This window comes from Enterococcus sp. GC34, assembly GCF_040886645.1.
GTDB classification, from domain to species: domain Bacteria; phylum Bacillota; class Bacilli; order Lactobacillales; family Enterococcaceae; genus Enterococcus; species Enterococcus faecalis.
The window spans coordinates 59,450-72,292 of record NZ_JBFOEF010000006.1 but is presented as its reverse complement, the minus strand read 5'-3'; the positions used below and the strand labels follow the sequence as shown (position 1 = coordinate 72,292).

Below are 12,843 nucleotides of genomic sequence, written 5' to 3'. Positions count from 1 at the left end.
AGATGTCTTTTGCCTCGGATGTCAAAAAAGAGTTGACTGGTTTAGAAGTCCATCGAGAACACGCGAAAGCAGAATTAGCAGCATTAATTCGGATGAACGGCTCACTTAGCTTAGTTAATCAACAGTTTGTCTTGAATGTACAAACGGAAAATGCTGCAATTGCTCGTCGAATGTATTCATTGCTGAAAGATCATTACCATGCACAAGCAGAATTATTAGTTCGTAAAAAAATGAAACTAAAGAAAAATAATGTTTACATTGTGCGTCTAAAACAAGATACACAAAAAATTCTAGCTGATTTGGATATTATGGATGGGGTCGTTTTTAATGGCAATGTGTCAAATGAAATCATGGGTAACGCGCAAAAAATGCGTTCCTATTTACGCGGGGCCTTTATGGCTTCTGGCTCAGTTAATAATCCGGAAACAAGTCGCTATCATTTAGAAATTTTTTCAATTTATGAAGAACACAATAATGATATTTGTAAGATGTTGAATTACTATGACTTAAACGCTCGAACATTGGGACGCCGAAACGGGTATATTTGTTATTTAAAAGGTGCTGAAAAAATCGCCGACTTTTTAACGTTAATTGGTGCCACGAACTCTATGTTGAAATTTGAAGATGTCCGGATTGTCCGTGATATGCGGAATTCAGTAAATCGTTTAGTGAATTGCGAAACGGCGAATTTAAATAAAACCATTGATGCGGCTTCAAAACAAATTGAAAATATTCAATTTATTGAAAGTACAGTAGGGTTGACGTCATTACCGGAGAAACTTCAGGAAATCGCAGAATTACGGTTAGAGTATCCGGAAGTTAGTCTCAAAGAACTAGGGGAAATGATTCCTTCAGGAGCTATTTCTAAGTCAGGTATTAATCATCGTATTCGAAAAATTAATGAATTTGCAGAAAAATTACGAGAAAAAAGTGCGTAACTTTTCTGCTCAAGAAGTGAAGAATAACATTTCCGTTTGAAGTGCTATCCTTCACTTTTTCTTTAAGCGTGTAAAAAAAATTAAAGTGTGCAAAAAGTGTGTAGCGCTGAAATGTAGTGTTGACCTGTGTTTTAAAGAAATGACGTTGGCACGAATGTTGCATGTAATAAAATGCAAGCGATTACTTATTGCTGTTTTTAACTAAAACATTAAAAACTATTGGAGGGGTCAAAATGGTTCAACGATTAATTAGTGCAAATGCATCAGAAATCAAACGGATGTCAAAAGAAGAGCTGTTTCAGAGTATTAAAGCGAGCGAAGGGCGCGTAATTTTATCGGAAAATGTGGTAGTTCATCCATCCGTAGCAGGTGATATCACTTGTGCGGAAATGTCAAAAGCATATGGCGCAGACATGATTTTATTGAATGTTTTCGATGTTAATCAACCGATTGTAGTAGCCGCTTATGAAGGGCAATATACTGCGGAAACATGTGTCCCTAATGATGAGGTTGTTCATCGTTTGAAAGAACTAGTCGGTTTACCGATTGGCATGAATGTCGAACCTGTTGATGAAAATTTAGATTTAGCTTCAACGAGAGTTTCGATCGAACCAGGTAGAAAAGCATCGGCAGCTACTTTCAAAAAAGCCAATGAACTGGGTTTGGATTTTATCTTATTGACAGGTAATCCAGGAACTGGCGTGACCAACGACTTGATTGCTAAGAACGTGGCCTTAGCCAAAAAACATTTTGATGGCATCATTATTGCCGGAAAAATGCACAGTTCAGGCGTAGATGAACCAGTGGTCAGTTTAAAATCAGCTGAACAATTTATTGAAGCGGGCGCTGATATTGTCTTAGTCCCAGCAGTTGGCACGGTTTGGGGCATCGATGATCAACAAGTCAAAGAAGTTGTGGATTTTGCACATTCAAAAGGAAAATTAGTTATGAGTGCCATTGGAACTTCACAAGAAAGTGCTCAACCTGAAGTTATCCAAGCTATCGGCATTAGAAATAAAATTTTAGGCGTAGATATTCAACATATTGGCGATGCCAATATGGGCTTAGTTGGTATTGAAAATATTAAAGAGCTTTCTGATGCGATACGTGGGAAAAGACATACTGTTGCTAGAATGGCTCGTTCGATTAATCGTTAAAAAAGTGAACAGAGGCACGAATTCAGAAAATTTGAATTCGTGTCTTATGATTTTTTTATTGAAAAACGGTATACTAAAAGAGAAATAAAGGTTTGAAAGGATGAGGTTTTTTATGGATATTTCAGTAATTGATGCAACAAAAGTTAACACAGAAACAGGGCTTCACATTGGTGAGAGCAATGCCCCTGTCAAAATGATAGAATTTATCAATGTTCGCTGTCCTTATTGCAGAAAATGGTTTGAAGAGTATGAGGAACTGTTAGCACAATCTGTCAAAAGTGGTAAAGTTGAACGTATCATTAAGTTGTTTGATAAAGAAAAAGAAAGTTTACAACGCGGCAATGTGATGCATCACTACATTGACTATTCAGCGCCTGAACAAGCACTGTCAGCATTGCAGAAAATGTTTGCTACGCAAGATGAATGGGGAAACTTAACCTTAGAAGAAGTAGCGACGTATGCTGAAAAAAATCTTGGCTTAAAAGAACAAACAGATGCAACGCTTGTTTCCGCCGTGATTGCTGAAGCCAATGCAGCGCACATTCAATTTGTACCAACGATCATCATTGGTGAGCATATCTTTGACGAAAGTGTCACTGAAGAAGAATTACGAGGATACATTGAAAAATAAAAAAATGGAAACAGCGACTGTCGCTGTTTCCATTTTTTATTTTTAATTTAAGGCGCTACTATTTTCCATTACTTCATCGATTAACCCATATTCTTTTGCTTGTTCGGCAGTCATATAGTTATCACGATCGGTATCACGTTCAATCACTTCAATTGGTTGGCCAGTTCGTTCAGCTAAAATTGAATTTAAACGTTGACGAGTGTCTAAAATGTGACGAGCAGCAATTTCAATTTCTGTTGCTTGCCCTTGAGCGCCACCAAGTGGTTGATGAATCATGATTTCCGCATTTGGTAAAGCAAAACGTTTGCCTTTTTGACCAGCTGTTAATAAGAAGCTACCCATTGAAGCCGCCATTCCTAATACGATCGTTTGGACATCCGCTTTAACGAAATTCATGGTATCGAAAATCGCTAAGCCTGCAGAAACGCTGCCACCAGGAGAGTTAATGTACAAGTAAATGTCTTTTTCTGAATCTTGGGCATCTAAGAATAATAACTGTGCAATCACTGAGTTTGCCACGTTATCATCGATAGGGCCGCTTAGCATAATGATGCGATCTTTTAATAAACGAGAGTAAATGTCATAAGCACGTTCACCGCGAGATGATTGTTCAATAACTGTTGGAATTAAATTCATAAGTAAATCCTCCTATATAAAGAAACTTTTAAAGTCATTCTATCACAAAGCACTTTGAATGCCTATGAAAAGTATACCTCTTTGGTCAATAAAGGTCAACGAAGTCGCTTGAAAAATTTTGTGTCATTTTTTATCCGAAACTTTTGGATTATGTTATACTAAAATGGAAAATTAGAAAAGAGCGAGGGGAAAAATATGTTTGTTTTTATCGCCGGAATGGTCGGTGTAATCGTCGGTGCGCTAATAGTCACAGCAAGTGCCGCCTTACATTCATCTTACAAAGAGCGAAAAGAAGTACGTTATCGTGAACTAGAACATTTGGTTAAAGAAATTGAATCATTGAATTTATTAAATAAAAAAGTCAAAGAAATTTTACAAAAGCGTGAATTATATATAGACAGATCAATTGAATACTTATCGATGGATGATTGTTTCATCAGCATCGATGATTTTATTTATTTGGAATCATTTTCTGCTCAAAATAATTTTTACTTACCGACGTACTTAATTGAAGAATTTTTCAAAAAAATTGCGCATCGTAAAGTCATTTTGACGGCCAGCGAAGTTGCTGAAATGGGTGGGCACACCTATAAAGGCGGCCGTGTTATTTTAGAAAATTTTTCAGACGAGATTCTAGCAATTATTGAAGATAAAAAACGTAAAATGCAGCGTTTGTCTAACGAACCACTTCATTATTTTAAAGCGATTAAATAAAAAAAGAACCAGCGTACCCGCTAATTTTTGGGGGTATCTGGTTCTTTTTCTTGTTGTTCCATATCGGTCATAGTATCTTCAATTTCTTTATGTAAGAAATAAGAAATAACTGTACGGATAATCACTAAGGTTGCCAATTTCAAAATATCTTGAAAAGTTGGTTTAACAATAGATTCAATAATATCAGCAGCAATTAAAATTTCTAAACTTAACAGAATGTAGCTACCAAGGAAGTTTTTGATGAACGTATTCATTTTGGTTAAGGTAAAGCGGCTTTGATTTTGTCGTTCACTTTTAATGAAATCTTTTCCTGCTAAACAAACACCCCAAACTAAAACAATAATCGAAAAAACATTCAGTCCTAAAATACATAGCTCAAAAAGTGGGGTTAAAAGCGTCATTAACTGATGGGGCCACTCATTCATCGTATTCACTCCTACCAAAAATCCTTTTCTTTAACTATAACGAAACGGTTGATTAACGTCAAATATTGTTGAAATAAACGGGCTAAACTATTCAGCTTATAGAACAAAACTAAGAAAATTATGAATAGTATCTAACAATTAAGTAAAAGGATTGTAAAGGTTCTTTTACTTTTTTTGTGCAAAAAAAGACTTTTAAAAGGAATCAGGTGTCAAAAAGTAAGTGAAAACCAACTTTGTCAGTGGATAGTCTTTTCATTAATTTTTAAAAGACAAATTTTACGTTTTCAAGAGCCGAATACTGCCAAGTTTTAGCCTATAAAGGTGATAGAATCAGAAATTGAGTAAGAGATGTGTCACAAAAACAAGGGGACACATCGACTTGATGAAAGATTTAAGGAGCTGTAGTTGAAGTAAAGAGAAGCAAGTGTCCCAAACACTAGCGAAAGAAAATAGGGAGGATTAAAATGTTTAAGAAAGCAACGAAATTATTATCGACAATGGTGATTGTCGCTGGAACAGTTGTGGGAAATTTCAGTCCCACATTGGCTTTAGCTGAAGGAGTGGTTAAAGCAGGAGATACAGAAGGAATGACCAATACGGTGAAAGTGAAAGACGACAGTCTGGCTGATTGTAAACGGATATTGGAAGGACAAGCTGCTTTCCCAGTTCAAGCGGGTGAAACGGAACCGGTTGATTTAGTGGTTGTTGAAGATGCCAGTGGTAGTTTTTCAGATAATTTTCCACATGTAAGACAAGCGATTGATGAAGTGGTTCAAGGCTTGTCTGACCAAGACCGCGTGATGCTTGCTTCATATCGCGGCGGAAAAAATTATATGTTTTCAGATGGAACAACAAAAGTTAATCAATGGGACGAGCCTTTAAATGTTCGGATTAATACTGAATTAACTTATGATAAAACTCAGTTTGTCTCAAATTTTGGTGATGTTCGTACATATGGTGGAACACCTACCGCAAAAGGGCTAGAATTAGCTTTAAATAGATACAATGAAACCCATGGCGATTTAACAAACCGTAAAACATACTTCTTATTAGTGACAGATGGGGTTGCAAATACACGGCTAGATGGTTATACACATAAAACCAATACCAATGATTCAATTAATGAATATCCAGATCCACGTCATCAAAGTGGTAACGACTATGTTTCAGTTGAATACAGTAATGATTACAAAGGTGCTGCAGCAGAAGTTCTAGCGTTAAACCAAGAAATTACTAAACAAGGCTATGAAATGATTAATGCGTATTGGGAAAGTGTTGAGGCTCTTAGTTCTGTCAAAACTTACTATGATAAATATGAGTCAGAAGTTGGTCCCTTTGTAAAACAAGAGTTGCAACAAGGATCTAGCACACCAGAAGACTTTATTACAAGTCAATCCATTGATGATTTTACAGCACAATTAAAACAAATTGTTAAAGATCGCCTGGCGCAATCGACACCGGCAACAGCTTCATTAACGATTGCCAATCAATTTGATATTCAATCGGCGACAGCTACGGACGACGCTGGAAATGATGTGCCTGTTCAAATTAACGGACAAACTATTTCAGCAACTAGTACAGAAGGTTACGTTGGAAACATCACCATTCACTACGAAGTCAAAGAAAATACAGCGATTGATGCAGCAACTCTTGTAAGTAGTGGGACAATGAATCAAGGCACAATTGCTAAAGAATTTCCAGAAGCGACGATTCCTAAAAATGACAATGCGCATGCGTGTGACGTGACGCCAGAAGATCCAACGATTACAAAAGATATCGAAAATCAAGAGCACTTAGACTTAACCAATCGTGAAGATAGTTTCGATTGGCATGTCAAAACAGCCTTTGGCAATGAAACAAGTACTTGGCAACAAGCCAGTTTAGTAGATGATATTAACCAATTATTAGATATCCAAAAAGTCGTTGTCACTGATGAAAATGGTAAAGATGTTACAGCTAATGGCAAAGTAACACAAGAAAATAACAAAGTAACTTTTGAAATGAACAAACAAGCAGACAGCTATGACTATTTGAGTGGTCATACGTACACAATGACCATTACTACTAAAATCAAAGCTAGCGCAACGGACGAAGAATTAGCACCTTATATCCAACAAGGCGGGATTCCCAACCAAGCGGACTTAAACTTTGGCAACGAAGGTGACGTGTTACATTCCAACAAACCAACGGTAACACCACCTGCACCAACACCAGAAGATCCAACGATTACAAAAGATATCGAAGGTCAAGAGCACTTAGATTTAACCAACCGCGACCAAGCATTCAAATGGAATGTCAAAACAGCCTTTGGCAACGAAACAAGCACTTGGACCCAAGCTAGCATGGTGGATGACATTAATAAAGTGTTAGACATCACAGACGTGAAAGTTACTGATGAAAATGGCAAAGATGTTACAGCTAACGGCAAAGTAACACAAGAAAATAACAAAGTAACTTTTGAAATGAACAAACAAGCAGACAGCTATGACTATTTGAGTGGTCATACGTACACAATGACCATTACTACTAAAATCAAAGCTAGCGCAACGGACGAAGAATTAGCACCTTATATCCAACAAGGTGGAATTCCCAACCAAGCCGACTTAAACTTTGGCAACGAAGGGGACGTGTTGCATTCCAACAAACCAACGGTAACACCACCTGCACCAACACCAGAAGATCCAACGATTACAAAAGATATCGAAGGTCAAGAGCACTTAGACTTAACCAATCGTGAAGATAGTTTCGATTGGCATGTCAAAACAGCCTTTGGCAATGAGACCAGTACTTGGCAACAAGCCAGTTTAGTGGATGACATTAACCAATTATTGGACATCACAGATGTGAAAGTCACTGATGAAAATGGCAAAGATGTCACAACTAACGGTACAGTAACGCAAGAAAATAACAAAGTAACTTTTGCAATGAACAAAAAAGACGATAATTATGCCTATTTGAGTAGTCATACGTACACAATGACCATTACTACTAAAATCAAAGCTAGCGCAACGGACGAAGAATTAGCGCCTTATATTGAACAAGGCGGGATTCCTAACCAAGCGGACTTAAACTTTGGCAACGAAGGGGACGTGTTACATTCCAACAAACCAACGGTAACACCACCTGCACCAACACCAGAAGATCCAACGATTACAAAAGATATCGAAGGTCAAGAACATTTAGATTTAACCAACCGTGACCAAGAATTTAAATGGAACGTCAAAACAGCTTTCGGTAACGAAACAAGCACTTGGACCCAAGCCAGCATGGTGGATGATATTAACCAATTACTAGACATTACAGATGTAAAAGTCACAGATGAAAATGGCAAAGATGTTACAGCTAACGGCAAAGTAACACAAGAAAATAACAAAGTAACTTTTGCAATGAACAAAAAAGACGACAGTTATGCCTACTTAGCTGGTCACACATACACAATGACCATTACCACTAAAATTAAAACTGACGCAACCGATGAAGAATTAGCACCTTATATTGAACAAGGCGGCATTCCCAACCAAGCCGACTTAAACTTTGGCAATGAAGGGGACGTGTTACATTCCAACAAACCAACAGTGACACCGCCTGCACCAACGCCAGAAGATCCAAAAAAACCTGAACCTAAACAACCGCTAAAACCGAAGAAACCGTTGACGCCTACAAATCATCAAGCACCAACGAACCCAGTCAATTTTGGGAAATCAGCAAGTAAAGGAATTCATTTACCAATGACTAATACAACAGTAAATCCACTTTACATGATTGCAGGTTTAATTGTCCTTATAGTGGCTATTAGCTTTGGCATAACAAAAAATAAAAAAAGAAAAAATTAGACAAACTAAAAAGGAAGAAAAAACATGAATAAAAAAATTTCGTTCAGTCTGTTAATTTTGTTACTTAGTTTGTTGGTAGGTTTTACATTTATTCCGCATAAAAAGGAATTAAGTTTTAATGAGTATCAAGAAAAAAACACTCTGGCGAAACATTTTATGTTGTTTTAAAAAAGAAAAACTGTTCAGATTGTCAGGGTTTCGAGAAACTATTACAAGCACCTAAACAGGTTTACTATGTAGAATTAACCAACAAAGAGACCATGAAGGAATGGTCAACATTTATCCGAGAAAATAAAGTTTTACATGTGCCATCTATGTTTAAAATAGATAACGGCCATCTCAAGAAAATTGATGGAGAAGGAGATGCGAATCAATTATTCGCAAACTATCAAAAAATAACGAAGTAAAAAGAATAAAAAGACAAGCCAAGTTTCCTAAATAAAGGAAACTTGGCTTGTCTTTTTTCTAGTAATAGTCGTTTATTAAATAACATGTGAAATGTTTTACAAATCCATTTTGGTTTGATAAAATAAACGCAAACATATGAATTTATTTTCATTTGTTTTGGAAGGAGGAACGAATGATTGAATTGATTTTACTTTTTTCGGTGATTCTTTTAGGTTTATTGATTGGAAATAAAAGAGTTGATAAGTGGCTTTTTCTTAAGGCATTACTTTTGTTTTCTGTTATGCTAAGTGTGAGCATCTTAATTTCGATAGCTATGTATTTATTATTAACAATAGGCGTTGCAAACGTAATAGGGGAGCAGTTAGAGTCGTTATTTCTTTTAGGGATAGTCGTTATCATCAGTACGAGTCTTTTATTATATTTTTTATTGAATTTAACGATGAGAAAAATTGTTTTACCCATCGCTTTAATGAAAATAATTGAATATTATATTCAATGGGTATTGATTTATGTTACTATTTATCAAGTGATTTTTGATCAGTTTATTGTTTCTTCAGAAGTAAAAAATACGTTACAAGGAACTATTAATGAGCCAGTCGCAATCATTATTGTTATTTTGCCATCATTTATTTCAATTTGGATTGCCGTTGTTTTATTTAGGATTCGTATGGAAGAACTTTAATCAGATACTTTTAGAATGGAGGAGTTTGTATGTCTGCTTGGCAAACATTTAAAAATGGAACAAGGCAATTTTTTAAAGACATCTTGCAGTACTTATGGTTATTTTTTACTTTAAATGTTTTATTATTATTGGTGGGTGGGGCTTTTAGTTGGGCTACTTCCAACGCACTAAAAACTCAAGGTATTCCTTATCTTTCGTTTAATAACCTGAATTTACTGTTAGAAAAGCCGCTTGCTCTGGTGTTATTAATTCTCTTGTTGTTACTTTTTTTAGGTGCAGTTTTTTATCAGTTTACCTTTTTATTATTAGGGATTTTTCAAATACGGCAAGACCATCGCTTTCATTTTAAAGGAGTTACCAAGGCATCTTTTAAAGTTCTTAAAAAGCAAGGTGCCCGTTCGTGGTTATTCTTTTTCGGTTATTTTGTTGTCATTATCCCTTTTGGTAACCTAATTTTCCAAAGTAATCTATTGACGAAATTCGTGATTCCAGATTTTATTGTTGAATTTTTGTCCCAACGAATTCCTTACTTGGTGGGGCTACTGGCTTTTGGGTTATTAGTCTGGTATTTAGCTATTCGTTTCATTTACACGCTTCCATTAATGATTTTGGAGAGAAAAAAAGCAGGCGAGGCAGTTAAGGCTAGTTGGTCAATGACAAACAAACGATTATGGTTCATTATTCGTAATATTGCATTTGTGACGATCGCGGTATTTGTTTCAACGTATGTTATTTATGTGTTACTTTATCTTCTACAGTTGAAGTTAGATACCTTGAGCGACACCATTAGCTTGCTAGGTGGGATTTTAAATTTAACAGTTGTCCAATTTTTACAGTTTGTCTCTAATGCTTGGCTTTCAGTATTACTGATTAATTTCTTATATACACAATTAAATGTTCAAGCAGAAACGACGACAAAAGTTGCCTTTGACAAAGAAACGAAACGTAATAAATTAGTGACTATCGGAATGGGCCTAGGACTATTCACCATTTTTGGCGGCTATATAATTTTCAACGCTGTTTACTTAACAGGGCTATTAGAATCAAAACCTTTGATTATTTCGCATCGAGGGGTCACCAATAGTAATGGCGTACAAAATACCATTCCTGCTATGGAAAGAACCATTAAATTTAAACCAGATTATATTGAAATTGATGTTCAAGAAACCAAAGACCATCAATTTGTTGTGATGCATGATGCAAACCTTAAAGAACTCGCCGGCGTTGATGGCACGCCACAAGAATTTACGTTGGCTGAATTAACAAAAATGACCGTTAAAGAAAATGGCCAAGAAGCACCAATTGCCAGTTTTGATGATTATTTAGCGAAAGCAAACCAAGCCAAACAAAAATTACTAGTAGAAATTAAAACGTCTAAACAAGATAGTCAAGGTGCGCTTTCTAACTTTATTGAAAAATATGAACGTCCTTTGATAAAGAATAACCATCAGGTTCAATCTCTCGACTACAATGTGATCAAAGCGTTTAAAAAAGCCAAATCAAAAGTAAAAGTTAGTTTTATTTTGCCCTATAATTTCACTTTTCCAGAAACACAAGCTGATTTGTATACAATGGAAGCTACTACGTTGAATGATACCTTCATTTTAAAAGCTGACCAACAGAAAAAAGCAGTTTATGCTTGGACAGTTAATGACTCAGAGGTATTAAGTAAAATGCTCTTTATGGACGTTGCTGGAGTGATTACCGATGATTTGGAGTTAGTCAATGAAGAAGTCAATGACTTTGAAAAAAATCCATCGTATGCGGATCGTATTTTGCATTATATTTTTATGCTACCAAGTGTGGCTTCTCAATAAAAAATGAAGAAGAGGGTTAAACGAAATGAAAAAAGAATTTTCGCGAGTACTTCTTAAAAATCAATCAGATGAAATTCTTATTTTAAAAGATCGGCCAGACACTTGGAATTTCCCTGGCGGAAAACAAGAACTTGGCGAATCAGCGCTGGAATGTGCGATTCGTGAAATGAAAGAAGAATTAGCAGTGGAAATTACTGAACTTGAAGAAATTTTTACTGGACCACTCGTTTTTGATTCAATCGTTTGGCAAGGACATTTTTATTTTGCTAAACAAGCCCAAGGAAAAGTTACGCTGAACGAACCAAATAAAATTAAAGGCGTACAATTTATTAAGCGGTTTGAGGAAGTAAATTTTTCACCAGGATTAGCTCCGCTATTTGATTATTTAGCGCGTAGCGATTACTTAAAGTTAAACAAAACTAACTGGAAATAGAAAGAATAGGAGTGTCTTTTGCTAGGGCTTTGTCAAGCGCATCTTTGATTAGTTTAGAAAGTTCAAGGAAAAGTCGTGGGCATTGTTTATTCCTAATAAATATGTTATAGTAACTAAGTAATCAATTTTGATAAGTAATTTGAGTTATATATTTAAAAACTATACTTCTCCTTTTGCCACTCAACATTTTTTGCAATAACTTGCATATTTTTATGCACTAGGAGGAAATATATATGAACAACGGTACAGTAAAATGGTTTAACGCAGACAAAGGTTTTGGATTTATTACAGGTGAAGATGGCAATGATGTATTTGCACATTTTTCAGCTATTCAATCAGATGGATTTAAAACTTTAGACGAAGGCCAAGCAGTAACTTTTGATACTGAAGAAGGTCCACGCGGCTTACAAGCAACGAACATCGTAAAAGCTTAATAATGAATGAAAACGGACCACGTGTTGGTCCGTTTTTTTTGATAGCTGTTGTCTGATCTCGCCATTAATTATATAGCAGAACAAAGCAGATGCCATTTAAAGGAGGAAAATCTGAAGATGACCTTAACTGAGCTGTTACTTGTAAGTGGATTATTTTGGCTAGTAATCATAATTGGTGTGATTGCGGGTAGCATATTTCTAATTAAGTATTTTAGAGGTCGGAGCTGAACGATTCTGTTCCCGCCAATTATCAGGTTTTAAGCCTGGGACAAAAATCCAAAGTGATTTTTGCCCCAGGTTCTTTATTTAATTAGGGTATTAAGTTTTAGGTAAAATAATTAACAAATTAAAAGCAATTTACTATATAATCAGAAAGGGATCTTTAAGAGAGAAGCAGGTGTTTGCTTGTCGTAATACTTTGTTTAGCAGATAGAAAAAGGAAACGTTATGCGTTACAATAGGAACGGAGGAATTTTAACCTTATTGGATTTGTAGCTGAAGCAGAACAAATGTTGTCGCGTTAAGTGCGATTGAGCTTGCCACAAGCAACATTTGAAAAAACTACGGATAGAAAAATCATTCCTAAACAAGAAAAAACACTCTTTAGATGAATAAAGAGTGTCCAGAAACGTTGATAAATCAACATATTTAAATAACGCGCCCTGAGGGAATCGAACCCCCGTCTCAAGAACCGGAATCTTACGTGATATCCACTACACTAAGGGCGCGGCACGA

11 protein-coding genes, 1 tRNA gene and 1 pseudogene are annotated in these 12,843 nt (G+C 35.9%); 10 read left to right on the top strand and 3 right to left on the bottom strand.

Features of this window, described 5'->3' with window-relative positions:
* The first annotated feature begins 2 nt into the window (after positions 1-2).
* The 3 genes from whiA to AB3I72_RS07460 all read left to right on the top strand — a co-directional run bounded on the left by whiA (position 3) and on the right by AB3I72_RS07460 (position 2,726).
* Positions 3-938 (top strand): DNA-binding protein WhiA, encoded by a 936-nt coding sequence (gene whiA / locus AB3I72_RS07470; RefSeq protein WP_002358736.1) that lies wholly within the window; start codon positions 3-5, stop codon positions 936-938.
* A gap of 233 nt (positions 939-1,171) precedes the next feature.
* The gene (locus tag AB3I72_RS07465) at positions 1,172-2,095 is read left to right on the top strand and encodes a PEP phosphonomutase (protein WP_002358737.1); all 924 of its coding nucleotides are present in this window, start codon (positions 1,172-1,174) and stop codon (positions 2,093-2,095) included.
* Positions 2,096-2,207: 112 nt separating this feature from the next.
* Positions 2,208-2,726, top strand: a complete 519-nt coding sequence (locus AB3I72_RS07460) for a DsbA family protein (RefSeq protein ID WP_368023776.1) — start codon at positions 2,208-2,210, stop codon at positions 2,724-2,726.
* A 42-nt stretch (positions 2,727-2,768) separates the two neighbouring features.
* On the opposite strand, the gene clpP is transcribed toward AB3I72_RS07460, so the two are convergent.
* On the bottom strand, positions 2,769-3,362 hold the full coding sequence (gene clpP / locus AB3I72_RS07455; RefSeq protein WP_002355633.1) for an ATP-dependent Clp endopeptidase proteolytic subunit ClpP: 594 nt from the start codon (positions 3,360-3,362) through the stop codon (positions 2,769-2,771).
* Between the two features lie 195 nt (positions 3,363-3,557).
* On the opposite strand from clpP, the gene AB3I72_RS07450 reads away from it, so the two are divergent.
* Complete coding sequence (locus tag AB3I72_RS07450) at positions 3,558-4,076, top strand: hypothetical protein (protein ID WP_002355635.1); 519 nt, start codon at positions 3,558-3,560, stop codon at positions 4,074-4,076.
* Positions 4,077-4,096: 20 nt separating this feature from the next.
* On the opposite strand, the gene AB3I72_RS07445 is transcribed toward AB3I72_RS07450, so the two are convergent.
* Entirely contained in the window at positions 4,097-4,501 is a 405-nt protein-coding gene (locus AB3I72_RS07445) for a DUF1622 domain-containing protein (protein WP_002383026.1), read from the bottom strand.
* Positions 4,502-4,965: 464 nt separating this feature from the next.
* On the opposite strand from AB3I72_RS07445, the gene AB3I72_RS07440 reads away from it, so the two are divergent.
* The 6 genes and pseudogenes from AB3I72_RS07440 to AB3I72_RS07415 all read left to right on the top strand — a co-directional run bounded on the left by AB3I72_RS07440 (position 4,966) and on the right by AB3I72_RS07415 (position 12,108).
* The gene (locus AB3I72_RS07440; RefSeq protein WP_368023774.1) at positions 4,966-8,334 is read left to right on the top strand and encodes an isopeptide-forming domain-containing fimbrial protein; all 3,369 of its coding nucleotides are present in this window, start codon (positions 4,966-4,968) and stop codon (positions 8,332-8,334) included.
* 24 nt (positions 8,335-8,358) lie between these two features.
* Positions 8,359-8,741 (top strand): annotated as a pseudogene (locus AB3I72_RS07435) (bacteriocin).
* A gap of 173 nt (positions 8,742-8,914) precedes the next feature.
* On the top strand, positions 8,915-9,424 hold the full coding sequence (locus tag AB3I72_RS07430) for a hypothetical protein (RefSeq protein ID WP_061101408.1): 510 nt from the start codon (positions 8,915-8,917) through the stop codon (positions 9,422-9,424).
* Between the two features lie 29 nt (positions 9,425-9,453).
* Complete coding sequence (locus tag AB3I72_RS07425) at positions 9,454-11,241, top strand: glycerophosphoryl diester phosphodiesterase membrane domain-containing protein (RefSeq protein WP_368023772.1); 1,788 nt, start codon at positions 9,454-9,456, stop codon at positions 11,239-11,241.
* Positions 11,242-11,266: 25 nt separating this feature from the next.
* The gene (locus AB3I72_RS07420) at positions 11,267-11,674 is read left to right on the top strand and encodes an NUDIX hydrolase (protein ID WP_002361287.1); all 408 of its coding nucleotides are present in this window, start codon (positions 11,267-11,269) and stop codon (positions 11,672-11,674) included.
* A 233-nt stretch (positions 11,675-11,907) separates the two neighbouring features.
* Positions 11,908-12,108, top strand: a complete 201-nt coding sequence (locus AB3I72_RS07415) for a cold-shock protein (RefSeq protein WP_002355647.1) — start codon at positions 11,908-11,910, stop codon at positions 12,106-12,108.
* A 656-nt stretch (positions 12,109-12,764) separates the two neighbouring features.
* On the opposite strand, the gene AB3I72_RS07410 is transcribed toward AB3I72_RS07415, so the two are convergent.
* Positions 12,765-12,836: transfer RNA gene (locus tag AB3I72_RS07410), tRNA-Arg, on the bottom strand.
* Positions 12,837-12,843 lie beyond the last annotated feature (7 nt).